This window comes from Marivirga salinae (assembly GCF_030503855.1).
GTDB lineage: Bacteria > Bacteroidota > Bacteroidia > Cytophagales > Cyclobacteriaceae > Marivirga > Marivirga salinarum.
In genome coordinates this window covers 2068677-2094086 of record NZ_CP129971.1, presented here as the reverse complement: position 1 = coordinate 2094086, position 25410 = coordinate 2068677, and the positions used below count along the sequence as shown (strand labels likewise).

The window sequence follows — 25410 nt, the reverse complement described above, 5'->3', positions numbered from 1 at the left end:
TAAGTTTGTAAATCTTAAAAAAGAATATCTTTCTGGGTTTAGGTTTCGGTGCCTTATGGACTATTCTTCAGTTTGTTATACTTATTCCCAACACAGGCGGGGCATCCAGAGCAGATATTAGCCATATGTTGACTATGTATGATGGCAGTTTAGTTGGATTACTTTCCTTTATAGCTTTAGGCGTAATTGGTGGTGGCATAACCGAAGAACTTTTCAACAGAGGCTATTTCATCAATGTTTTAAAAGATACCTTTAAAAACCCCAAAACTGGTTTATGGTTTTCCGCAATTTTATCCATCTTGCTGTTTTCGTTAGGACATATGCCATCGAGTGCATTGGATTGGTTTGATATTTTAGTGCCTACCATCATGTACACTTTATTATTTATCTCAACAAAAAGACTCACTGCTACCATTATAGCTCATGGAATTTATAATATGGCAGCTATTATATTGACTTATTATATCTACTTTAAATAGTATTTTAAATTTAAAAAAATGAAAGCCCAAAATAGCAAATATATAATTCTGCTTTGTTTATGTCTCTTTGTGAATATTTCTGCTTTTTCACAAAAGAAATCAATTTCTATAACAATAGATGATGTTCCTAATACCAGAAAATATCAAAAAGAGAATTTCGAGCCAACACTATTGAATGTCTTGGATTCCTTAAAAATCCCCTTTACCATTTTCATAAATGAAGCTAAGATTTTCAATAATGAATTTAAGAAGGAGAATAAGGAGTTGCTGGAATTGTGGATTCAAAACCAAAATTCTATAGTTGGCAACCATTCCTATAGTCACGTCAGGTATTCAGCAGTTGGTTACGATAAATTCGTTCAGGATATAGAAGAAGGTGAAAAACTAACCAAAGAATACGCTTCCAATTACAACAAAGAGGTAAAATATTTCCGATTTCCATTCAATGATATGGGGGCAGATTCAAGCCAACATGTAGAAATTAGAGCATATTTAAAATCGAAGGATTATGTAATTGCACCCTTTACGGTAGAAAGTTCTGACTGGATGTTTAATTATGTATATCTACATTATCTAAATAATGGAAAAATAGACAAAGCCGCAGCAATAGGTGAACAATATGTAGAAAAGACCTTAGAGCTGTTGTCCTTTTATGAATCCATGGCAAATAGCATCTACAAACGTCCAGTAAAGCATATTTACCTCTGCCATGACAATGCTATCAATACTGACTATATAGGAGAAATAATCACTCGAGTAGAAAAGGAGAATTATGAAATTGTCAGTTTTGAAGAATCCTTAACTGACACTATCTATGCCCAAGAAGATATCTACTATAAAAAATGGGGAATAAGTTGGTTGTACAGATGGATGGAAACACAGGACGAGCGGATTAAGTGGATGAAACAAGAACCGAATTTATCTGAAATAAATCAATTGTACAAAGAGATTGTTGAGAACAATTAAGGATCTTCTCAAAAGAACTAATCACTATAAAATACAATTATAAAATCCTTTACTTAAATTCCAAAGTCCCCACCTGATATTCCACTATCATTTCTTGAAAAATAAGGGTAAATCGGGCTTGTTCCTTATTAGCTGAAGCTGTTACAAATTCCTGATTAGCTAAAGACAAATCCGCCAAGTTGGCAATACCGGCATTATAGCGTTCTTCTTGTACTTTATAGGCTTCCTCTGCTGCTTCAAAGGCAGAATTGCTCACTTCAAAACGTTTAATAGCAGCATTATAATTCAGATATGCATTTTGCACATCTTGAAAAATCAAGCGTTCAGTATTTTCATAATCAAGTTCGGTATTATATAATTGCACCTTTGCTCTTGCCACATTTGCTTTGTTAATGTAATTATTAAAAAGAGGAATGCTTAAATTCAATCCAACTACATTTGTGGGGTATAAATCCAATAATTGCTCTTTATAATTCAAGGTGTTAAGTGAGCTATATTGAGTTCCGTATTCATAAAATGCCCTAAGACTTGGTAAATAACCAGACTTTAAACTTTCTATATTTTGATCAGCTGATTGAGTTCTAAATCTCAGTTGTTTTAAGTCAGCTCTATTTTCTATCGCCAGATTAAATAATTCTGCCAATTCCAATTTCTGATTTTGAGGTAATTCCATCAATTCATCTGAAGAGACTTTATACATTTCCAACGGATTAAGCTGTAAAATCTGAGTGAGTTGAGCCTTATCCAGCAAGAGTGTATTCTCCGCCTCTATAAGCTCCAATTCCAGTTGTTTTACAGCTGCATTTTGTGTGAAGAAATCAGCTTGTGGTCTTAAGCCTGTATTGGCAAATCCTTCAATTCGATCTAACTGATTCTTTTGGTTTTCAACATTCTTTTTGGCTATTTCCAATAACTGCTGGTCCAACAATATTTGAAGATATTGCTGTGCAACCAAGAAAATAACATTCTGTCTTTCTCTTTCTATTCCTTCTGACTGAGCTTTAAATTCCAAATTAGAAATACGCATTTGATTCTGTCTATTAAACCCCTCAAATACGGATAAACTTGCAGAAAGTCCTCCTGATAATCTGTCGGCTTGCACATTACTGATTTCAAAACCATCTTCCACCAATTGAAATTGCTGTCCAACTTGCCTAGTTGCCCTCACATTTAAGGAAACATTAGGCAAATAGGCCATTTTAGCTTGGGTTTGATCCATTGACAAACTCATCAATTGATTTTCTGCTTGTCTTAGGCTGACATTTCTATCTAATCCTATGGCAATTGCCTCTTGTAAGCTTATTACTTTTTCTTGCTGATTTTGGGAGAAACCAGAATAAGATAAAAGGGAAAACAGAAAGGCAAATAGTATATTTTTATGAAACATGTAATTCATTTTTAAGCGAAATATCTTTAAGTATGGCTCCATCTTCTAATTCAATTATTCTTGAACCATATTGTGCGTTTTCTTCTGAATGGGTCACTTGAATGATGGTGGTTCCTTGTCGGTTGAGCTCCTGAAAAAGCTCCATGATTTCTTTTGATTGGGTTGAATGAAGATTTCCTGTAGGTTCATCTGCCAATAAAATAGAAGGTTTCCCAATAATAGCTCTGGCTACCCCAACTAATTGCTGTTGCCCACCGGAAAGCTGAGCTGGAAACAAATCCTTTTTAGCCACTATCCCGAATTTATCTAGCATTTCCGCTACAAGGCTTTTTCTTTCTGAAGATTTCACTCCTCTATACAGCAATGGGGTTTCAATATTTTCATAAACCGTCAGTTCGTCTATTAAGTGATAAGCTTGAAAAACGAATCCGAAATGTTCTTTGTGCAAAGCTGATTTTCTTTTCTCACTAAGCGATTCAATTTTTTCATCAAAGAGATGGTACCCCCCCGCTGAATGATCATCCAATAAACCGATGATATTCAACAAAGAAGACTTCCCTGCTCCGCTTGGCCCCATTATGGTCACAAACTCACCTTTTTCAATCTGGAGATTTAATCCCTTTAAGATAAACTGCCTTTGAAACTTATTGCTTATGTATTTGTCTAAATCTGTTAATGTGATCATATCTTAGTTTTTCATGTGGTTTTCCAATTAATGTGCCATTCCAAAAATATGGCTTTAAAGACTTATAAAGACATCTTTTCTGTATGTAGTTGTTCAAAAACGAGAGAATACGTCCGAAATCGGACGGTGTTTTGTTGATTGTCAATTAAAGTTTTCCTTGAAGTTTTAGGCATTCATTTAAAATTTTCTTCTCCTTTCTTTTTTCTATTATATGGCAAGATTTCCTATTTTCAAGCCACAGCTTTACATCTCCAAAACAACACCCCTATAATCCCCTCAAGGGGATAGTTCTCACCGATTTATTTTTGCAGGAAATAATAAAATTCATCACTATTTATTTCTTTTTTTCTATTAAAATATATTATAAAATAACTTTTTCAAATTATAATATCGAATGTAATTCCGTGAGAACTCCCCCCTTGAGGGGGGCGAAGGGGGGTGTCGAAATCGGTGTTAATAAACTTCAGTTCAAAAACCGCAAATACTACAGACTTTGGAAAAGTTGATAGCCAAATCATTCATCCTTTAAAGTTTCTGCGGGATTTAAGCGGATTGCCTTAATGGTTTGAAAGCTGATCGTGATCCATGCTATTATTAGTGCAATCAGTCCTGCACCTGCAAAATACCACCATTCGGGTTCAATACTATAGGCAAAGCCTTGTAGCCAGTTTTGAGTAGCCCAGAAACTTATAGGCAAGGCTATTACATTAGCAATAAATACCATTTTAGTGAAATCGGCAGAAAGTAATTTCATGATCTGCAAACCTCCTGCCCCTAATATTTTTCTGATTCCGATCTCTTTCTGTCTGCGTTCGGCCGTAAAAGCAGCCAATCCGAATAAACCTAAACAAGAGATAATAATAGCAATTCCGGCAAAGTAGCGGGAAAGCAAAGACACTTTTTGTTCTGCTTGATATTGAGCCTGATAATTAGCATCCAGAAACTCGTAATTCAAGGTAAATCCTGGGTTAAAATCTTTATAAAGTGCCTGAATTCCTGCGAGCGTTTCCTCCGTACTATTGGCTTGAATTTTAGCAAAAATGCTCAGCATAAAACTGATATCGAAATGAAAAAGCATGGGAGAAACCTCCTCGTGAAGGGAAGAAAAATGGAAATCTTTTACGACACCAATGATTTCTTTTTCCTTGCCCCACATGGTAACTGTTTTGCCGATTGGATCTTCCAAACCCATTACCTTAATAGCCGCTTCATTAAATATAATCTTATTTTCCTCCGCTCCATATTTTTCAGAGAAGCTCCTCCCCTCTTTCATTTCAATGCCTAAAGTCTCAATTAAGCCATAATATGCCCTGGCTTGTTCAAATAAAATATTGCTATCGGGATCTTTTCCTTGCCAGGTAACTCCTGTAGTGGAAGCACCACTTTTCACAATTGAGTGTGTTGTTGCTGAAGCATTCACCACTCCAGGAACGGCTTTTAAGCGCTCAATAAAAAGCTCTAAACGATTGGCTACTTCCCCTTCTATTGGGATTTTGATAACTTGTTGTCTTTCGTACCCAAGGTTTTTGTCCTGTACATATTCAATTTGTTTATAAACCACCCAAACGGACACTAAAAGCACAATTGAAATAACAAATTGAAAAACTACCAAGCCTTTCCTGGTCCATAATTCACCTGTTGAGGTAGTCAGTTTGCCTTTTAAAATGCTAACCGGCTTAAAACCGGAAAGATAAAGTGCTGGATAGCTGCCTGCCAACAGTCCTGTAAAAAGCGTAATGCTTGCTGTGGCTATCAATAAATTAGGAGTTAGTTGAAGACTCAGATTCTTATCTGTAATCGCATTAAACTGTGGCAAGAGTAACAATACTAGTAAATAAGCCACTAGTAAAGAAAGAATGGTCATCGCAACGGACTCGCCAAGGTGTTGAATAATTAATTGTTTTCTATTAGCTCCTAAAGTCTTTTTTACGCCTATTTCCTTTAATCTTCCGGCTGCTCGGGCAGTGCTTAAATTCATAAAATTGATACAGGCAATCGATAAAACAAATAATGCTATGATCCCAAATAAACGTACATAAGTAATTCGCCCACCTGCTTCCTGTCCATTTTCAAATTTTCCATGTAAATACCTACTTGAATACTGCTTCACAAAGGGTTCGACATTACTCCATTCTACTTTGTTTTTTATCAGTGGAGCTAATTTCTCATTCAGTTGTGATACATCTGTTCCTTCAGCCAATTGCACATAAGTAAGCGCTATATAATTGCCCCAATGGTTACGCTCCTGTCCCATCAAATCATCAATAAATACTGAAAAAGGAAGTACAAACTCGAAGGATTCTGTGCTGTTATCAGGTAAATCATGAATTACAGCCGAAACCTGTGCTTGTCCCTTGAATTTCAGTATCTGCCATTCAAGGCTTTTACCTATCACCTCGGTAGTTCCGAAAATCCTGTTAGCTAAAGATTCTGTTAAAACTATGCCTTTTTATCAGCCAATGCTGTTTCAGCATTACCCTTTAAAAACGTAAAAGAGAATAACTGAAAATATCCTTCGCCAGAAAATTTTCCTCTAGCCTTCATTTTATCATCACCAGTGGTTAAAGAAAAGCTATCCCCAAACTCATTAGTATCTGTATCTTCTACTGCTGTGAGCACTTCCGGAACTTCCTCTTCCAACACATCCGCTAAAAGTGCTGGAACTGGTGGTGCAGTACGGGTTTCTCCCTTTTCATCATGATGTAAATAAACTTGATAAAGCTGATCATCATTTTCATGAAATTTATCTATAGAAAGCTCATCATTTACCCACAGGAAAATAAGCAGAGCGCAAGCCATACCGGTTGAAAGCCCTAAAAGGTTGATGAAAAAAGTACTTTTAAATCGCTTGAAATTGCGGTAGATAATGAGAAGGTTATGTTTAAACATGCTCTGTTTGTTTAAATTGAAAAATAGTCTTGCAGTTCTTATTCAATTGGAGTGCCATACTGTAAAAAATAGCCTCAGATTGATTACAAAAAGGTTTTTGTTATTTATATGTTCGTAATTGTTGTGGGTTTGTCCGTCAGCGGTCGGTTGATTTGATAGAAGAAGCTAGTTACTTTCTTTTTTTACTATATAACTAGATTTCCTCTGTTACAGCTAACACCTTTAAATCTTTCAAGCAACACCCCTATAGTCCCCTCAAGGGGACAATCTCACAGATTTAATTCAATAGAAAAAATTAAAACTCATCACTATTTATTACTTTTTAAAAACAGATTATTTTAGAAAACAACCTTTTCAAATTAAAATACCGAAAGTAATTTCCGTGAGAACTCCCCCCTTGAGGGGGGCGAAGGGGGGTGTGGATTTAAGTGGTAAATTATCTTCTTATGAAGGTCATGGCAAAACCGCTAATAATAATACCTTTTCCAATGCCCTGAACTTTGGAAAAGTTATTAAGCCAAATCACTCATCCTTCAACACCTCAGCAGGATTGCTATTCGCTGCTTTTAAAGAATGTAGCCCTACAATTAATAAGCTTAAAACAAAAGCAATTATGCCCGCCACTATAAAAGTCAATGCGGATAATTCCATGCGGTATTGAAAATTACTTAGCCAGTTATTCAAAAAATACCAGGCTGGATAGATAGACAATACAAAGGCAATCGCTATCAGAAATGCGTATTCTTTGGTGATTAAAATTAAAATATTGGATAAAGAAGCTCCCAACACTTTTCGGATGCTGATCTCTTTCGTCCTTTGCGCTATGGTGAAAGAAGACAAGCCAAATAGCCCTAAACAACTGATCAAAATTGCTACAACAGTGGCAAATCCCAACACTCGTTTCATCCTTAATTCTGATTGGTAAAAGTTCTCAACTGTTTTATCCAAAAATTTAAACTCATGGTTTTCATTAGGATAAATCGAGCGATAACTTGCCTGCATTTGCTCTTTGGCGGTTACCAAATCAATATTAGGTTTCAATTTTATATTGGTCGTAAATAAGCCATTATTGTCAGTTTTGATCATCATAGGTCTGATGGCACTGTACATGGATTGTGTATGAACATCTTTAAATATTCCAACTATAATCAGTTCTTCATTATTATAATCTATTCGCTCACCAATAGCCTCCTCAGGATTTTCAAATCCCAATTTGCTTGCAGCCATTTCATTGATTAAGGTTTCATCTGAATCAATTCTGTAGTTTCTTCCTGCTATAAGCGGCACATCATATAAATTTATATAGGATGTATCCGCTTTTTTTATCTGAATACCCAATTCAAAATCACTTGTGTCTTCAGCCAAACTTATGGAAGTAGTCCATAGCCCTTGGGAAATAAGCATTTCGCTGCTCAAACTCACATCCTGAATAAAAGAATACTTTTTTAGTTCTTCTTTCAATACCTGATTCCTTTGATCATCAAAATCGAAAGCTGTGAAGGTGTACATCACAGCCTCTTTATTAAAACCCACATCTTTTTTCAACAAATAATCAATTTGCCCACTTACGGCCATCACAATTATGATAAAGGCAATGGACAAAGTAAACTGCAGCACGGTCAGATTTTTTCTAAGGAAATATTGGAAATCAAAGCCTTTTTTAAATGTGCGGTCACCTTTTAATGCCTTTACAGGAGAATAGCCAGACAAAAGTAAAGCAGGATAAAAGCCGGAAAGCAGCAATATCACAATGGAAAGCAATGACAGAAAAACCACATTATTGACTGACCAATAATCAAAGCTTAAGTTAGCCGGCAAAAGATCTTTGAAATAAGCTATACCCAGTTCGCTTAAAAATAAGGCAATAATAATGGCGCAAATTATGATTAAAAAAGTTTCGCTAAGAAATTGTGCTATCAATTGCTTCCTACTGCTACCTAATGATTTTCTTACGCCTACCTCTTTCGCTCTTAATTTGGCTTGAGCTGTTTCCAAATTAATGAAATTGACACAGGCAATGAAAAGAATAAAAAAACCAATAGCTATAAGTCCGTTAATCACCTTTTTATCAGCTGCCTTTGTACTATAAGGCTGGCTAAAATGAAGTTCATTTAATGGCTCTAAAGTAAAGTCTGTCTTCCAATCATCTTCCTGTTCAATATATTTATCTCTAATGGCCAAAAGTGTTTTTTCTGCTTCATGAAAGTCATTGGGATCGATCTTAATAAATAATTGAGAGGAAGAGGTGACATTTTCCCAATTGTCAACATGAAATTCATTTCGAAAACTTTCCTTATTTAAAATAGTGGCCATGGAAATAAATTCTGTAAAAGTAAAATCGCTATTTTCTTTAAAATCAGCCACCACCCCTGTTACTTTCAATGGAATTGAATCGGCCACCATGAGCTCCCTACCCATAGCCTTATTTGGTGAAATATCCCCAAAATATTTCTGCATCGCTTTTTCAGTAAGTACAATAGAATTCATGTTTTTTAAAGCATTGATTCTATTACCACTCAACCATTGATAAGGAAACATCTGAAAATAGGAGGAATCTGCATAAATAACCCCGCTCTGTCTACCAAAATTCTTTTCTCCATCTGCAGAGCTTATCATTACTGAATTAGACGTATAGAAATGGTTCACTTCAGTCGCTAAAGGCAATTCATTTCTAACCGCTTCTGCCAAAGGGAAATGCGTACCGGAATTAGGCCATTGCTCCTCTGCATTGCCCGTAACACTCATAATCCTATGAATTTTCTCCTTTTCAGGATGAAATTGGTCAAAGCTATACTCATACCTCACTAAATTATAGATGACAAAACAAGCCGCAATTCCAATGGATAAGCCTATCACATGAATAAAAGAGCGCAGGCTGTGGCGCTTGATATTACGCAGGGCGATTTTAAGGTAGTTTAGAAGCATGATGATTTAAATTAAATTTTTACTCATTTTTCAAAGTCTCTGCAGGATTTACCCATGCAGCTTTAATAGTTTGAAATAATGTAGAACCAATAAATATGATGGTTATTAATAATACTGGAATAGCGAAAAACCACCAGCCAAGCTCTATTCTGATTAAGAAATTATCCAGCCAGTTAGAAAATAAATAATAGGATAAAGGAATACCCACAGTAAAACAGATACTTAGCCAAACAAGATATTCACGAGAAACCAGAGCTAAAACGTCTGTAAACGAGGCACCCATAATTTTACGGATACTGATTTCTTTATTTCTTTGGATGATCAATTGAGTGGTAACTCCCACTATTCCCATTACAGCTACTATTATGGCTATAATGGCAGCAATACTGAATAATTTGACAAATTGTAGCTCACTTTTATACTGTTTATCAAAATGTTCATCAAGAAAATAGTATTCAAAAGGTGAGGTAGGAAATAGCTTATTGAATGAAGCGGCTACTTGAGGTAGTATCTTCTCAACTTCAGCTTGATTATAATCCAAAATGTAATAGTTCAAATCACCAGATGAGTAGTTTAAAACCATTGGACTTATTTGATTATTAACCCCTTGCTGCCTGTAGTTATCGATTACACCTACAATAGATACTGCATTTCCATTACTGAAAAGCTGCTCACCAATTGCATTCTCTGGTTTATCAATCCCCAGATTAGCCATTGCTTTTTCATTGATAATAGCTTCACTTCCGCTTTCTAGCGTACTATTGAAATACCTACCCGCTTTTAATTGTATTTTAAAGGTTTCAAAATAATTTTGGCCAACATTCAATATGCTATACATGGCGCCACTTTTATCTCCCCCTTCAAGATGCACATTATCAGTTCGCCAATACACTTCATTGCCCGGAATTTCATTAGCAGCAGCCACTGATTTTATACCTTGAATTTTGGTTAATGCATTATTCATTTGTTCTTGATAATTACCGCTACCTTCTACAAAAAGCATAGGTGAACGAACTACCAATTTATCGTTCAATGTAATCCCTAACTCCTGCTCTCGCATATGATTGAGCTGATAGTAAACTGTGAGTATTCCCGAAAGAATCACTAGACAGAATACCAATTGAGATACTAAAAGAGGTCTTGCAAAAGTATTTTTTAATTTAATAGTGAGCCTTCCTTTTAATACAACAGATGGAGAAAAGGAAGTTAATACTGTGGCTGGATATATACCAGAAATCAAAGTCCCGAATATCCATAAGAAAAATAAAGCTGGATAAAGCTGGTTAAATGTAAAAGTGGATTCAGGTAAATTCAAATTCAACCCTTCCACAATGAAATTACCTGATATTGCAATTATAACCGCAGCAATTGAAACTGCAATTAAATTTATGAATAAAGATTCAAGCATAAACTGGATAAAAAGCTGATTTTTATTGCCACCTGATACTTTTCTTACTCCAATTTCTTTTGCTCGATTAAGCGCTCTTGCATTGGTAATGTTAATGCTATTGAGGTAAACCATCAATAAGACAAAAGCAGCAATCCAAATAAAATATTTCAGTTTACTTCCGTCTATTCCAGTATTATACTCTCCGACATATTGAGTGGTAGTATGGATTTGTTCTACGGATTGTAAATCTAGCTCCCATTCGCTATCTGCTGCTTTTAATGCTTCTCCATGACGAGTTTGCAAAGCATTATTTAATTGCAATTGCGCTTCAATTATATTGGCATTTTCATTCACCTTCAAATAAGTGTACATATTTTGCCAATCAAAAGACTGATCCACTTGCTTCCCTATAAAATGATGTAGCGTAGCATAAGAAATAAGAATCTGGGGTCTTAAATGTCTATTCATTGGAGTAGATTCAAAAACTCCTGCAACTTCAAACTCCACCGTTCCATCAAAATTAGTACTGTTAATTTCCAATACTTTTCCGGTAGGATCATCCTTGCCATATATATTCAGAGCTGTAGCCTCTGAAAGCATTGCTTTTAAAGGTGAATTCATTTTATCCAAATCACCTTGCTTTATATTGAGATCAAAAAATTCAAAGTATTGAGCATCTGTCAGGAAAATATGTTCCTCTCGAATAAATTCCTCATCCAGACCTGCTATTACTTCACCCATAATCACAACACGGCTAAAAGCTTCTACAGCTGGGACTTCATCCAAAGCCAATTGTCCCATGGCTGGGGCAGTTCTAGCACTATGTTCACTTATCTGATCCCCAGATGTAGAACTGAGATTTAATCTATAAATCTGGTCAGCATCCGATAAATCAGTATCATAACTTTGCTCAAATTGCACATATGACATAATAAGTAAGACCGCTGCTATACCTATCGACAAGCCTCCAATATTGATTAATGAATAGGCTTTATTTTTAAAAAGTTGTCTGAAAAAGATTTTGATGTAGTTTAGAAGCATAATGATTTATATTAAGGGTTATTCATTCTTTAAGGAATTCACCGGATTACTAACCGCTACTTTAATGGAATGATAAGCAACCGTTATCCACGCTATAATAAATGCAGCTATTCCAGATAGAGCAAATAACTCCCACCCAATAGAAATTCTGTATTGATAACTTTCCAGCCAGCTTGAAATGCCCCACCATGCTAGCGGTACCGCAATAAGAAATGCTATCAAAACCAGCTTGGAGAATTGCTTTGAAAGCATTAGAACAATACCACTTACGCTGGCACCTAGCACCTTTCTTATGCCTATTTCTTTTGTTCTTTGCTCTGCCATAAAAGAGGCTAACGCGAACAATCCCAGGCAACCAATCATAATAGCAAGACCTGCAAAAACAGAAAAGATTTTGCTTAGTCGTATTTCGGAATTATACATGTTATCAAACTCCGTATCTAGAAAATTATAATTAAATGGTAAGCTTGAGGCAAACTGCTTCCACAATCCTTCAATGGCTTGTATGGAAGATTGAATATTATCAGTTTTCAGTTGAACAGCTAGTACACTACTGTTGTCATTTAATTGGAAAGCTAATGGTCCAATATCATTTTTTAAGGATTCGTAATGAAAATCCTTTACGACTCCTAGCACTTTATATTTATTAAATGTTTTACTTGAAAACTCGCCAGTTTCTTGATCAAATGCATTGGTTTGGATGTAATTATCTCCATTCATATCTGTGAAACCAAAAGCTCGAAAAGCTGCTTCATTAATAATCAAAGCGGAGGAATCGGATGCAAGATTTGGCTTGAAATTACGTCCCCATACTAATTCCATTTGATAGGTTTCCAAATAATCATGATCAACGGACCAAATTTGTGTACTAACCAGATTATCTTCAGTTGGCTGTTCCCCTTCACGCCAGAAAGTATTATCACTTCGGTTATAACCACTCACGGGTAAAAAACCACTGTAAGAAGCCTGGCTAACATCTGGAATTTTTCGGACTTCTTCCTTAAACGCCTGCCGTTGCTCATTAAGCATATAAGCATCATTTACCAGTAAGACTCGATCTTTTTTAAAACCCAGTTCCTTATTTTGAATAAAGTTTATTTGTTGATATATCGCGATGGTTCCAATTATCAAAAGAATACTTATGAAAAATTGAAATACCACTAGGCCACTTCTAATAAATGAATTACCAGTTCCTAAAGAAGCTTTTCCTTTTAATGTTTCTACAGGTTTAAAGGAGCTTAGATAAAAGGCTGGATAAATTCCGGCCAGTATTCCCACAAAAATGGCTGCTATAACTACACTCAAAATAAAAGTGAAGTTGTAATCAGGCATTATTAAAACCTTGCCCGTAATATTATTGAACATCGGCAATACTATGATCACTAGTAGAATCCCTGCAATAATTGATATTAAACTCACCAGGATTGATTCCACCAAAAACTGTTTAATTAAATTCGATTTTTTAGAACCTAGCGCTTTCCTTACGCCAACTTCCTTGGAGCGATTGGCTGAGCGAGCCGTAGATAAATTCATGAAATTAATGCATGCTAAAATGATGATAAAAATAGCGATGGCGGAAAATAGATAAATGTAGTCTTTGTTACCCATCAGCCCAATGTCAACCGTAAAATCAGAATTCAAATAAATATCTTTTAGAGATTGAATTTCAATCACATAATAGTTCCCTAAGGCTTCAAGCTCTTTCAAGCTTTTCCCCATAAATTTCATGATTTGAGGTTCTAAATACACATTTACCGCCTCATTAATCTTTGTCTGTAACACCTTAGGATCAACCTTATCATCTACAGTAAAATAGGTGTAAAAATTATTGCTTGTAAAGGAAGTGTTTTCTGCCCTGCTAAGATTGGCCATTGACATTAAAAAATTAGCTTGAAAATGAGAATTAGTAGGAATGTCTTCAAAAACTCCTGTAATCTTGTAGGTATCTTCTCCGTCTAATACCAATGACTTATTGATGGCACTTTGATTAGGGAAGTACTTTTTGGCCATTTGATTACTTATCGCAATGGTATTAGGTTCTTTAAACTGACGTTCTGGATTACCCTCCAAAAGTGGGAAACTAAAAACCTTAAAAAATCCGGAATCTGCAAACATCAATCCCTCTTTTTTAAAGGATTCATCAGAATCTGTACGCTTCACTAGATAAGAGCCTACCGTTCTAATTCTTACCGCCTGATTTACCTCTGGTATTTCATTATTCAAAACACCCGATAAAGGAGCTGGTGTAAAGGGAAAACTGACTTCATTGTCACCAATTCTTAAATCTCTAGTCGCTCTATAAATTGTGTTTTCATGAAATTCATCATAAGAAAGCTCATTTGAAACATACAAAAATATGAGCAAACTACAGGCTACCCCCACTGATAAACCAGTAATATTAATAATGGAGTACAGCTTATTTTTCATAAGGTTTCTCCAGGCGATTTTTAGATAGTTTTTTAACATCTTCCTATTCTTTAAGTAGCGACTACATTAATTTTTATTACTCCTCTTTCAAGCTCTTCACCGGGTTCATCAGACCCGCTTTTATCGTCTGAAATGAGACTATAATTACCGTAAAAGCAATTCCAAGGGCAATGGTAATAAGAAATACTCCTATACTCGGTGTGGATTGCATCTCAAACTGATCTAGCCATTTGCTCATTAACCAATAACTGACTGGCATGGCCAACACAATTCCTAAGAGCGTGATTTTGAGAAATTCTTTGTTAAACATTAAGGAAATATTATAAGCCGAAGCTCCCATCACTTTTCGGATCCCTATTTCTTTCATTCGACCCGTAATTGAAAGTGAAGCCAGCGCAAATAAGCCCATTGCAGCAATGAAAATAGCAATCAAAGAAGCGATGCCCACCATCTTCCCTAGCTGTTGATCGGCCAAATACTGTCTTTGTACTACCTCATCTAAAAATGAGAAATTAAATGGTTCCTCAGGATATAGCTTCACCCATTCGCTCTTCAGCGTTGATAAGACAGCCTGAAAATCATTAGAAGCCGCTTTTATGTAAACCGTAGGATTTGTCCCTCCTGAAATACTGAGTGAATTGATGCCTGAGAAAACAGCTTGAGGATTTAATGCAATCATCACCGGTTCTATTTTATCATACAGTGCCGCATGGTGAAAATCCTTCATCACACCAATAATCCTATTGTTTTTAAATCCTTCTCCCTTGGCAGAATGGATTTGCTCCTGAAGTGGGTTTTCCATTTTCATCAGTTGGGCAAAAGCCTCATTAATAATGACTGCACCACTATCTGAAGGAATATCTGCTGAAAAATTTCTTCCTGCTACAAATTCCAAATCAAGAATATCCGCATATTCAGCTCCTACAAAACTGAATTTGAAATACTTCATAGCACCTGTTTTGTCAGGAAAACCACCTTCCCACCAGGTCTCGTTTCCATAAGTTGCATTCGCAATGGCTGCGCTTTCAATTTGAGCATTTTGCTGAATCACCTTTTTATACCGATCTGCTTTTTTGAAACTGTTCTCAATAACTTTAAATATGTCTTGATCAGGAACAGCAGGTACTTCCACCATTAGAACATTGTCTTTGGTAAAGCCCAAACTATATTGGTTGATTTCCTTCATTTGCCTGTACATTATGAGCGTACACGCCAATAAAAAAAGTGACAGAAAAAGCTGAAATCCTAACAGGAATTTTCGCAACCCTTGCTTACCAAAATTAAGGTTTAAACTACTCTTCAGCACTGCAATAGGACGCAATTGTGAAAGAAACAAAGCCGGATATGCTCCTGCTATGAAGGTAATTAAAATGAGCAAAGCCAGAATAATAGCCAACTGAACCGGACTAAAAATTATCTCTAATGATTTCTCAAAAAGATTATTAAAAACAGGCAGAAATAGATTCGCTAGCACAATACCCACTATGGCAGCCGCAAAAGTCATTAGCATAGATTCCGTCATAAATTGACCGAAAAGCTGTTTATAGGCAGCACCCATGGTTTTTCGAACGCCTACTTCCTTAGCTCTAGTTGCTGACCTGCCGATCGATAAAGTGGTAAAATTAATACAGGCAATCAATAGAATCAGCATGGCAATACCCGATAGAATCCACAACAGCTTGGGATTTGTGGCCACTACAGTACTGGTTTCAATACTGCTGTCGAGATGAATTTCTTCAAGGGGTTGCAAAAGCAAATTATAAACATCTTCTTCCTCATCTCTTTCCACTATTTCACTAACCAGAGATGCAAAGCCAGCTTCCAAATCAGAAATAGTGCTTCCCTCAGCCAGTAGAACAAAACTTCCACCATAGGTATTATGCCATCTATCCCGGTAATCTTCGCCTATAATTGTTTTTAAAGTTGCTTCCGGCAATAAAATTTCGAAATCAAGGCTTGAATTGGACGGAGGGTTTGCCAATACCGATTTTACTGCAAAAGGCTGATAAGCTAATCCTAGTTGAATAAGCAGTGTTTTTCCAACAACATCTGTAGTACCAAAATAGCTTTCTGCAACTTTCTCCGTGATTACAATTTGAGCTGCATCTTCTTCATTTAAGAAAGGATTCTGTTCTCCATGCAATACTTCGAAAGTAAAAATATCCAGAAAATCAGCACTCACAACATGGAGTGGTTGGTCAATGCTTTGTCCTCCCTCAGTCTTCGTTAAAGCCCCAGTATTCACATAATGCGATGCTTTTTCTACACCATCGAATTTGTCTTTTATAGTGGTGGGAAAGGCCATAGGTGTACTTGCAGTAATAGCCACGTTTCCTGTATCTCCTGATTCCCATAGACCACGCACGATTCTATCTTTCTTCGCATGGAAATCATCAAAGGAATTTTCATGCTGAACAAATAAGAATATCAGAATGCTAATCCCTAAGCCTACTGAAAGACCTATGAGATTAATTGTTGAATAAAGCTTATATTTTAATAAGTTTCTAAAAGCGATTTTTATATAGTTTTTTAGCATGATTTCAAAAATTTGGTTTATTCACTTCTTAATGACTCCACTGGATTGATTTTTAAGGCTTTGTAAACCTGACTTCCAATAGTCAGTGCCACTACAGCCAAGACTAGAAGAAAGCCAATAGCAATAGTTCCGACACCGAAATCTATTTTATAGGCATTCATTTTTAGCCAACTTACATTCACAAAATAGGCCAGTGGCCCAGCAATCAAATAGGAAATTCCTATCAGGATTATAAAGCTCTTGCTCACCGTCATGGTGATGTTCCAGGCTTCCGCTCCCAATGTTTTTCTGATACCTATTTCCTTGGTTTTGTTCTGGATATGGAAAATAACCATTCCTAATAGTCCAAGGCATGCTAATGACACTACTATGATGGTTACATAGCCTAAAACAGCAAGCAAAGCAGCAAAATATCCATAGCTTACTTTCATATCATCTTCAAAATAGCTGTAGCTAAATGGTCTGTTAGTATGCTTTTTCCAGGCAGCTTCTAATTGTGCAAGGGTTTCCTTTTCCTGATTCTGATTAATGGTCACAATCATAGTTTGCACTTCAGAAGGTTTATATCTTAATGCCATTGGCCCTATTTCTTCATCCATTCTTTCATAATGGAAATCTTTTAGGACTCCAATAACCTCAACCTGATTCTCACCAACCGTTAGATATTGACCAATAGCTTCTTCAGGGCCTTCCCAACCAATTCGCTCTACTGCACGCTCATTAATTAAAATATAGCGCTCTTCATTTGGCATGTTTTCAGGATAATTCCTTCCCGCTACCAACTCAATTTCCATTGAGGGTATATAGTGATTATCTACTCCCAGATAGTTCATAAATAAGGGGTCTTCCTCATTTGGTAAGTCCACCTCAAAGCCATTATTGGTACCTAATGCTGGCATATGTGTAGTTGCTGAAATAGCTTGCACATTGGCTATGGAGCTAAATTCATTTTTGATGGTTTCATAAGGCATTCCCTCCAATTTCACATTCAGAATATTCTCTGTCTTAAAACCATGATCAGCCGTCAATACCATATTCATCTGCTGATAAATGGTGATAATGGTCACTACAAAGAAAATGGAGAAAGCAAATTGAGTGACTACCAACACTTTGCGGATACTGAATCGAGCAATCCCCACTTTCTTACCTAAATTTTCCAGATTAATTGATTTCTTCAGGGCTGTCAAAGCATTGGTGGAAGAGAAAAATATAGCCGGAACTATACCTGCGATAATGCCTGTTAAAGCTGCAAAGCCCACATATATTAGATAAAGATTATTGGTTTTATCAAAGCGGATGGGAGCTCCTAATGAAGCAAACATTGTATTCAATGAAGGGTGAAGATATTCCACTAAAAGAGCTGCAATCCCAAAAGCAAACATAGCAATGATGATTGCTTCTGTTAAAAACTGACCCATAATGTGTTTTTTACCGGCTCCTATTACTTTTCTGACACCAATCTCTTTTGCTCGGTTCATAGCCCTGGCTGTGGTTAAATTGGCGTAATTAAAACAAGCAGAAAGCATCACTACAAAGGCGAGTCCCAATAATACATACATCACGATAGCCGGTAATCCGAAGCCCATGGTATTGCTTAGCAAGGGTCCCATGGTAATCTCTGAAAGGGGTTGCATTTTAAAGGTAAAGCTATAATCGCCTTCGGTACTATAGTTATCAGTAGAAGCTTTGGTTAGAATGGATTCTAAATCTCCTTCCTGAAAGCTCTCTGAAGTTTTGATGTAGATATAATTGTCATAAATGTTATGCCAGTCTGTTAATGGTGCTAAGAGTTTCCCTTCCTTTTCCAGTAAGGGAAGTCCATTGACTGAAGCCAGCATATCAAAATCAAAATGTGTTTTGCCAGGGAATTCTTCCAATACTCCTGTTATCACATATTCGCCAACTTCCTCTACTTCAATTGTTTGACCGATTGGGTCAGCATCTCCAAATAACTTAGTAGCCATTTCATTGCTTAAGACTACAGCATTAGGAAGGGAAAGTGCCTCATAGGCATTTCCTTTTGCCATAGGGAAATTGAAAATGCTGAAGACTTCATTATTAGCAAAAAGTCCGTGAAATGGAATTTCTGCTTGTTCCCATTTGGCTGTGCCTTCAAAATTCTTCTTCACCAATGCTAATTCCTCCACGCCTTGCTGTCCTTCTAAAGCAGCTGCCAATGGAAATGGGGCGGTTGCTGTGCTCCATATTCCGTCATTTTGCTTTTCACGATCTGTAATTACCCTATAGATTTTATCAGAATCGGAATGAAAATTATCGTAAGAATATTGATCTGCAACAATTAAAATCAACAATAGGCAAACCGTCATACTCACTGCCAATCCGAAGATATTGATAAATGAGATGGTTTTGTTTCGAAGAATATTGCGAACAGCAACAAGTATATAATTTTTCAGCATGGCCGTAATTTTAAATTTTGAAGTATTTAATTTCTTCTAATTAATAAGATCTCTTCGAACTGAAATCCTAAAAAAATAACCTTGGTTATTTTCCTTTGTGTTCTCTTGTCTCTTTTGTGGTTAATAAAAAATGTCAGTAATCTGCACCTACCTTAGCAATTTCCAACCACAAGAGATTCAAAAGAAAACAAAAGTTTTTTCGCTTAAGCGAAAAACTCGTTAAGGGTATTTCCTTAACTTAATTACATTGAATTTCCAGCTGGCTGGAATGTCTGCGAGAACTTGATCCATTATCACACATGGAACTGCTCTCTAATATTTTCTGTCACTACCTGTCCATCAAATAAATTGATGACTCTGTGCGCATAATTGGAATCATGTGGGGAGTGCGTTACCATCACGATGGTGGTGCCTTCATTATTCAATTGCTCCAATAATTTCATCACTTCTTCGCCATTGGCTGAATCCAAATTACCGGTTGGCTCATCGGCCAAGATTACATCTGGCTTGGCTACAATGGCTCTAGAAATAGCCACTCTTTGTTGCTGTCCACCGGATAATTGCTGCGGGAAGTGATTGCGCCTGTGCATAATATTCATGCGGGTCAGCACTTCTTCTACCATGGTTTTCCTTTCAGCAGAAGGCACTTTCATATAAAGCAATGGCAGCTCTACATTTTCAAATACCGTCAGCTCGTCAATAAGGTTAAAGCTTTGGAAAACGAAGCCAATAGAGCCTTTTCTAAGTTGCGCTCTCTGGCGTTCCGAATATTTGGCCACTTCATGATCCACAAAGTGGTATTCACCTGAATTAGGATTATCCAACAAGCCCAAAATATTAAGCAAAGTAGATTTTCCACAACCCGAAGGTCCCATTATAGCAACAAATTCGCCCTTTTTAATCTCAATATTGATATTATTCAAAGCCGTAGTCTCCACCTCCTCAGTAGTATAAAGCTTTGTTAAATCCACCGTTTTAATTACATGATCCATATTTTTTTAAGTTTACAAGTTGTCAGGTTGGCAAGTTTTCATGTTGGCAGGTTTGCAGGTTTGCAAGTTGCCGCGTTATAAAGTTGCCATATCTATTGTTTCTAATTTATTAATATAATCTATTTCCTAATTTTATTTTGTTTTTCACTAGTCCTGCCAAAAATAACACCCCTATGATCCCCTCAAGGGGATAGTCTCTTCGATTTAAATAAGCATAAAACTGCAATCTTTACTACCATTTCCTTACTCTTTAAATTTAAAGCTTGATAAAGTGCAATCATAAGCAGTTATCTAAATCGTTGCGGGCTCCCCCCTTGAGGGGGGTTGGGGGGTGTTTTAACTTAGTTAACCTAAACCTCAACCCCTATTCCCCTTTATTTCAATCTATTTCAACTTTACTTCTATTCCCGGTCTGACCTTCGGTACTGACCTAATCATCCAACTTCCATCTTCCCACTTCAAGCTATCTCCGGTCTGACCTTCGGTACTGACCTAGGTACCACTTCGAGCTTCCAACTCATTCCAAGCTCAGCTTCTCATTATCCCCATAGTTCTCATAGCCCGATACAATCACCTGATCGCCAGCTGCCAATCCTTCCAGCACTTCATAATAATCTATATTTTTTCTACCCAATCTGATCGGCTGTTTTACGGCCTCATCTTTATTGGCTGGGTTGATGACATAAGCCCAATTACCGCCCGTATCTTTATAAAAACCACCAACTGGCAATAATAAAGTCTCTTCTGTGGCGCCTAATTCCAATTTGATTCTTACCGTTTGCCCTCTTCTAATGCCTTCCGGACTTTCCCCTTCAAAGACCATATCTACTTCAAATCTACCATTGCTAATAGTCGGGTAAATTTTATTGATAACTAGCTGATAATCCTCTCCAGAAAATGAAAAGCTTCCTTTTTGTCCGAGATCTACTCTTGGCAGATACAGCTCATCTATGGCTACCCTGATTTTGTAATTGTTCATCACATCAATCTGCCCTAAGCGCTGACCTGAGTTCACAGATTGCCCTACTTCCAATTGAGGTGTGGCTAGTTGACCATCTCTGGAGGCTTTTAGGGTTAAATTATTTAAAATCTTGCCGACTGCATCTAAGCTTCTTTGCATTCTAGCTTCGGAATTGGCCAATTGGCGTAATTGAAAAACACGGGCAACGGAATCGTTTCTATAGCTTCTATAAGTCAATTGCTTGCGCTTTACATTATATTCGTAATTCTCCCTTACCTCCTCAAATTCTCTTTCGGAAATCAGTTTTTGCTCAAACAGGCTTTTAAAGCGAATATATTGTGGCTTTAATAAATTCAGTTGATAATCAATTTCGGCTAATTGCGCTTGCTGACTTAAATCGTTTTGGTCGAGCAGCAATCGGGTTTGTCTCAAATTATTGATTTGCTCATAAAGTTGCGTTTCCCTTTGCATCACCTCCAACTGCAAATTGGAATTGGTTAAAGTTAAAATGGTATCGCCTTTTTCCACTATGGCACCGGACTCACGCACGATTTCGGCTATAATTCCGCCTTCAATGGCATCCAAATAAAAAGTTTCTCCTGGTTCCACATTGCCGGTAACCGGAATAAAATCTTTGAACTCACCCATCTTCACCGTGCCTATGCTCAGTCTATCTTTATTGACATTGAGTGTAGAGCGATTATCTGCAAAAAGCAATTGGTAAACAATCAGGCATAAAATGAGAATACCAAAACCTATTAATAGCAACCTTTTACCCGTCCACTTTTTTTGTACTATTTTCTTATCCATTGAAATTTTTAATAATGCAAATACACTTTTACCAACTCTGTGCCAAGTATAGTAAAAGTGGCTTCATTAGTATTTAAAGGGATAAATCGCTATTAGCATGTGTTCATAAAAGCACGCAAACGTCCGATAGCGGACGGGTGGGTTTTTGGAGGGGATTATGTGGTTTGGAAAATGAATTGCCAACCTAACGCCATGTAGAACATGATGGAAACGGGAACGTAACCATAATCCTATTTTAATTCACCAAGTAATTCAACAGTCTTATACCAATAGTAAAAACTTGACTTGTCGGGTTGTCTTTTTAAGCGATTTAGAAAATTCCAATTTTGGTTTTCAATTGTTAATTCCTTAATGTCTTGCCCATTGTAATATTGAAGCGGAGACATTTCTTTGTGTAATATTTTAGCTGCTAAATAGGCAATCCGTGCACTAGCAGGTACAGCATCATCAATTCTGAAATTACCAACCATTAAGAAGCCAGTACCAAAAGCTGTTATTCCTCTCTGCAGTTCGATGAATTTTGATTTTTCGTCTGTTGTTCCGCTTCCTTTTTTTGCAAGAATTAAGCAAGTATCTAAAGTGTCTTGCAGTACATTTTCTGGTGTTAAATCAGATTTCTCAGTTTTGCGATACTCAATTTCGTGCGTTGCAAAAACTTCAAAACTTTGGGCAACAATTTCAATATTTTCTATTCTTTCGAACAGTTTACTTAAATCAAATAGTTGTTTGCAAATCTCCATGGAGAATGGTTGTTGATCTTTCCCTTTAAAATACGGAATACCAATTGTGTTGGGTGCAAAAGCGGTAAGCTTGTCTCCAGTAATTGCATCTATAGTAGGTAATTTAATTTTTGTTTCTTCTTCAATTTCAATCCATTTGGTCTGAACTGGTCTTTCCGTTAATTCAGGATATATCGAATCTTCAATTAATACATCTAACAAAATAGTCCCAGAATATTTTCCCTTGGTAGCGGAATCAAAAGCAAAAGAATAATGTGCTTTTGGTATCCCTGTTTTATAACTACGGGGTTCATCCAGTTCAAACGACTTGAAATTAGACGAATCCACTACTTTACTTAATATTTTTTCTAGAGTATCTCTTTTAGTATTGCATATGATATCAATATCAATAGAGAATCTATTTCCTTCCTCCAATAAGAGCAACAAACTGGTTCCACCTTTGAAAATAAAATCGAGCCCATTTGCTTTAATGCGTTCCAGCAAATGAATTGCATAAATCATTTTTTCAAGAATAGCCTTATCTATTCTCTTGTGCTCTTTCTGATTTTTGAAAGCATCTAACCATTCTTCAGTAAAGCAATGTTCTTTTATCATTCTATTACATCTTTTACTAGGTGTGATATGTTGTTAGTCATAAATTGTTTGATGTCTTGTTCTTGGTCTCTGCGTTTAGCATAACTGAATAACTTCGTAAAATTAATTGTATAATTCTTTAAAGCATTTTCATATATGTGCATCAATTCCGCTCCCTGATAGAAATAGAATAATTTGCTTTCTGTAAAAACATCAACCAATATTTTTTCAAGTAAGGGAGTGTGGAATTTAATTCTCTTCTCGGTTCTTTTTGAAATTGGTGACCTTGTGATGAGTTTTTTTATAATGACAGGATTTTTACTTTCCGAGATATAAAAGTCTATTGCTTTTTCATCAGGATTAAGATAAAAGTCAAATTTAAAGTTGTCCTTCAATTCGTAGAAAAGTGATTCGATAAAATCCTTTTCAATTTCAATTATGATTAATCTTTTACCTGATTGATGTTGTGAGAATTCATTAAACCAGTCAGTACTCCAAATACAATGTTTCACATCTTCAAACCGCTCTGAAATTAGTTTTGCAAGTTTCAAAATCTCTCCAGAAATCTCAGGCTTGAATTTGGGCTTGTAAGAAATAGTGTAATAACCCCTTTGCACTGATTTTATAATATTCTTATTCTTAAGATCATAAATTCGCCATCCAAAAGTTCCTTCTTTCAGGTCTGGTTCGTAATACCTAAAAAAGTCAAATAGAGCTTCTCTTGAGAAGGCATCTCTTTCTTTAAATTCTTCTATCAATCTATTTTCAATAATTTTAGGCATTTCAAATCAAATTTATGCCAAATATAGTAAATAATGACAAATATTTGAAATCAAATAAACGCCAGTAAATAAAATAACTGGCAATTTTTTGAAATTATATAAATATTCTAGCTTTTGCTACCACCATGCAGACCTTAGCTTAGTACTGTTATAATATTTCAAGAAATAGGTTTTATATTTCTGTTGGTTAAGAGGGATTCAAGTGACTTATACCATGCAGTGAAAAAGATTCATCATGCTTCTAAATACTTGTTTCCCCTCTGAACTCAGACCTGTATAAGAGTTTGTCACCGATAAGGTTATTAGGTAATAGTTCAGATTTCTTAACCCCCAGTTTTTTTGTTCAATTTAAAATTACTCAGATCTATGAATTACTCAAACTTTATTGGTATTGATATTAGTAAGACAGTACTGGATATTGCCCTACTTACAATGGAAGGAGAAATAATTAGCGTTCAGTGGTCAAACGATCGAACCTCACTCTTAAAAGAATTTGAACAGTTCTTTACCGAATATAACCTCAAAAAGGAGAACACCTTAATATGTGCTGAGCATACTGGACATTTTGGTAATAAACTGTTGGATGTAGCACTTAGCTTAGATTTGGATTTTTGGTTAGAATCGCCTTACGATATTCGCCATTCACAGGGGTTAATACGTGGTAAAAATGATAGAGTTGATGCTGTAAGAATAGCTGAATATGCCAGACGGTTTGTAGATAAAGTACGCCTTATAAAAAGTAACTCTAAGGCTATCAATCAGATAAAACATCTGCACACGGAGAGAAGCCTACTACTACAAGATATGGCCAAATACAAAGCCCAGTTAAAACAAGAGGATGGATTTTTGGACTTGGACTACTTTAAAGATAAGAAAAAACGAATATTAAAACTCACCTCTTGTCTCCAAAAAGCCATTAAACAAGTAGAAAACAAAATAGATGAAATCATCAAAAATGATGAAGAAATACAAGCTTCATTTACTAAAATAGTATCTGTAGAAGGGGTTGGGAAACAAACAGCTATCGCTACTATTGTGGCTACCGATAATTTTCGCAAGTTTGAAAACCCTAAAAAGTTTGCTTGTCATGTCGGTTGTGCCCCGTTTAGTTATAACTCAGGCTCCAGTATCAGGTCTAGAAACAAAGTCTCCCCTAAAGCCAATAAAAATCTAAAGACTTTATATCATATGGCAGCCTTATCAATCCTATCAACCAAAGGAGAATTACGGCAATATTATGATAGAAAAATAGACGAAGGGAAAAACAAAATGTCAGTCCTTAATGCTATACGTTCAAAAATTATCCATCGAATTTTTGCAGTGATACGAGATAATAGAAAATATGAAAAAAATTATACGCATATACTTGCTTAAACCATAAGAGTAGCATGGCGGGAACGGGGGCATACT

The 25410-nt window shown here is 36.1% G+C and carries 16 protein-coding genes; 3 read left to right on the top strand and 13 right to left on the bottom strand.

The annotated features are described in order from the left end of the window. The first annotated feature begins 125 nt into the window (after nt 1–125). Nucleotides 126–479 carry a CPBP family intramembrane glutamic endopeptidase gene (locus tag QYS49_RS08845; protein ID WP_308351436.1) on the top strand — a complete coding sequence of 118 codons (354 nt, stop codon included), beginning with the start codon at nt 126–128 and terminating at the stop codon, nt 477–479. An 18-nt stretch (nt 480–497) separates the two neighbouring features. Next, nucleotides 498–1445 (top strand): polysaccharide deacetylase family protein, encoded by a 948-nt coding sequence (locus QYS49_RS08840; protein ID WP_308351434.1) that lies wholly within the window; start codon nt 498–500, stop codon nt 1443–1445. 49 nt (nt 1446–1494) lie between these two features. Here QYS49_RS08840 and QYS49_RS08835 read toward each other — a convergent pair whose 3' ends face one another. From QYS49_RS08835 to QYS49_RS08775, 13 genes are all read right to left on the bottom strand, one after another. Beyond that, entirely contained in the window at nt 1495–2832 is a 1338-nt protein-coding gene (locus QYS49_RS08835) for a TolC family protein (protein ID WP_308351432.1), read from the bottom strand. Continuing rightward, a complete protein-coding gene (locus QYS49_RS08830; RefSeq protein WP_308351431.1) occupies nt 2822–3517 on the bottom strand; it encodes an ABC transporter ATP-binding protein in 696 nt (231 codons plus the stop codon). Before QYS49_RS08830 ends, QYS49_RS08835 begins: the two co-directional genes overlap by 11 nt. Nucleotides 3518–4031: 514 nt before the next feature. Then, entirely contained in the window at nt 4032–5912 is a 1881-nt protein-coding gene (locus QYS49_RS08825) for an FtsX-like permease family protein (RefSeq protein WP_308351430.1), read from the bottom strand. Between the two features lie 44 nt (nt 5913–5956). Continuing rightward, nucleotides 5957–6406 (bottom strand): ABC transporter permease, encoded by a 450-nt coding sequence (locus QYS49_RS08820; RefSeq protein ID WP_308351429.1) that lies wholly within the window; start codon nt 6404–6406, stop codon nt 5957–5959. A gap of 522 nt (nt 6407–6928) precedes the next feature. Then, nucleotides 6929–9331, bottom strand: coding sequence for an ABC transporter permease (locus QYS49_RS08815; protein WP_308351427.1), 2403 nt, complete (start codon nt 9329–9331; stop codon nt 6929–6931). Between the two features lie 19 nt (nt 9332–9350). Next, a complete protein-coding gene (locus QYS49_RS08810) occupies nt 9351–11762 on the bottom strand; it encodes an ABC transporter permease (RefSeq protein ID WP_308351426.1) in 2412 nt (803 codons plus the stop codon). Nucleotides 11763–11780: 18 nt separating this feature from the next. After that, nucleotides 11781–14189, bottom strand: a complete 2409-nt coding sequence (locus QYS49_RS08805; protein WP_308351425.1) for an ABC transporter permease — start codon at nt 14187–14189, stop codon at nt 11781–11783. Between the two features lie 76 nt (nt 14190–14265). Continuing rightward, nucleotides 14266–16725, bottom strand: a complete 2460-nt coding sequence (locus QYS49_RS08800) for an FtsX-like permease family protein (protein ID WP_308351424.1) — start codon at nt 16723–16725, stop codon at nt 14266–14268. A gap of 17 nt (nt 16726–16742) precedes the next feature. Next, nucleotides 16743–19142, bottom strand: coding sequence for an ABC transporter permease (locus QYS49_RS08795; protein WP_308351423.1), 2400 nt, complete (start codon nt 19140–19142; stop codon nt 16743–16745). A gap of 293 nt (nt 19143–19435) precedes the next feature. Beyond that, nucleotides 19436–20134 (bottom strand): ABC transporter ATP-binding protein, encoded by a 699-nt coding sequence (locus QYS49_RS08790; protein ID WP_308351422.1) that lies wholly within the window; start codon nt 20132–20134, stop codon nt 19436–19438. A 517-nt stretch (nt 20135–20651) separates the two neighbouring features. Beyond that, nucleotides 20652–21905, bottom strand: coding sequence for an efflux RND transporter periplasmic adaptor subunit (locus QYS49_RS08785; protein ID WP_308351420.1), 1254 nt, complete (start codon nt 21903–21905; stop codon nt 20652–20654). Nucleotides 21906–22135: 230 nt separating this feature from the next. Next, nucleotides 22136–23239: a nucleotidyl transferase AbiEii/AbiGii toxin family protein gene (locus QYS49_RS08780; RefSeq protein ID WP_308351419.1), complete on the bottom strand. Its 1104-nt coding sequence runs from the start codon at nt 23237–23239 to the stop codon at nt 22136–22138. Further along, nucleotides 23236–24000, bottom strand: a complete 765-nt coding sequence (locus tag QYS49_RS08775) for a DUF6577 family protein (RefSeq protein WP_308351418.1) — start codon at nt 23998–24000, stop codon at nt 23236–23238. Before QYS49_RS08775 ends, QYS49_RS08780 begins: the two co-directional genes overlap by 4 nt. A gap of 366 nt (nt 24001–24366) precedes the next feature. Between QYS49_RS08775 and QYS49_RS08770 the strand changes: the two genes are divergently transcribed. After that, complete coding sequence (locus QYS49_RS08770; protein WP_308350911.1) at nt 24367–25374, top strand: IS110 family RNA-guided transposase; 1008 nt, start codon at nt 24367–24369, stop codon at nt 25372–25374. Nucleotides 25375–25410 lie beyond the last annotated feature (36 nt).

What these genes read in the sequence shown, in the direction of transcription:
- QYS49_RS08815 (WP_308351427.1), bottom strand. Translation starts at nt 9,331, where the DNA reads ATGCTTCTAAACTACCTTAAAATCGCCCTGCGTAATATCAAGCGCCAC.
- QYS49_RS08800 (WP_308351424.1), bottom strand. Translation starts at nt 16,725, where the DNA reads ATGCTAAAAAACTATATAAAAATCGCTTTTAGAAACTTATTAAAATAT.
- QYS49_RS08780 (WP_308351419.1), bottom strand. Translation starts at nt 23,239, where the DNA reads ATGATAAAAGAACATTGCTTTACTGAAGAATGGTTAGATGCTTTCAAA.
- QYS49_RS08795 (WP_308351423.1), bottom strand. Translation starts at nt 19,142, where the DNA reads ATGCTGAAAAATTATATACTTGTTGCTGTTCGCAATATTCTTCGAAAC.
- QYS49_RS08820 (WP_308351429.1), bottom strand. Translation starts at nt 6,406, where the DNA reads ATGTTTAAACATAACCTTCTCATTATCTACCGCAATTTCAAGCGATTT.
- QYS49_RS08805 (WP_308351425.1), bottom strand. Translation starts at nt 14,189, where the DNA reads ATGAAAAATAAGCTGTACTCCATTATTAATATTACTGGTTTATCAGTG.
- QYS49_RS08775 (WP_308351418.1), bottom strand. Translation starts at nt 24,000, where the DNA reads ATGCCTAAAATTATTGAAAATAGATTGATAGAAGAATTTAAAGAAAGA.
- QYS49_RS08840 (WP_308351434.1), top strand. Translation starts at nt 498, where the DNA reads ATGAAAGCCCAAAATAGCAAATATATAATTCTGCTTTGTTTATGTCTC.
- QYS49_RS08845 (WP_308351436.1), top strand. Translation starts at nt 126, where the DNA reads ATGTTGACTATGTATGATGGCAGTTTAGTTGGATTACTTTCCTTTATA.
- QYS49_RS08770 (WP_308350911.1), top strand. Translation starts at nt 24,367, where the DNA reads ATGAATTACTCAAACTTTATTGGTATTGATATTAGTAAGACAGTACTG.
- QYS49_RS08790 (WP_308351422.1), bottom strand. Translation starts at nt 20,134, where the DNA reads ATGGATCATGTAATTAAAACGGTGGATTTAACAAAGCTTTATACTACT.
- QYS49_RS08785 (WP_308351420.1), bottom strand. Translation starts at nt 21,905, where the DNA reads ATGGATAAGAAAATAGTACAAAAAAAGTGGACGGGTAAAAGGTTGCTA.
- QYS49_RS08830 (WP_308351431.1), bottom strand. Translation starts at nt 3,517, where the DNA reads ATGATCACATTAACAGATTTAGACAAATACATAAGCAATAAGTTTCAA.
- QYS49_RS08835 (WP_308351432.1), bottom strand. Translation starts at nt 2,832, where the DNA reads ATGTTTCATAAAAATATACTATTTGCCTTTCTGTTTTCCCTTTTATCT.
- QYS49_RS08810 (WP_308351426.1), bottom strand. Translation starts at nt 11,762, where the DNA reads ATGCTTCTAAACTACATCAAAATCTTTTTCAGACAACTTTTTAAAAAT.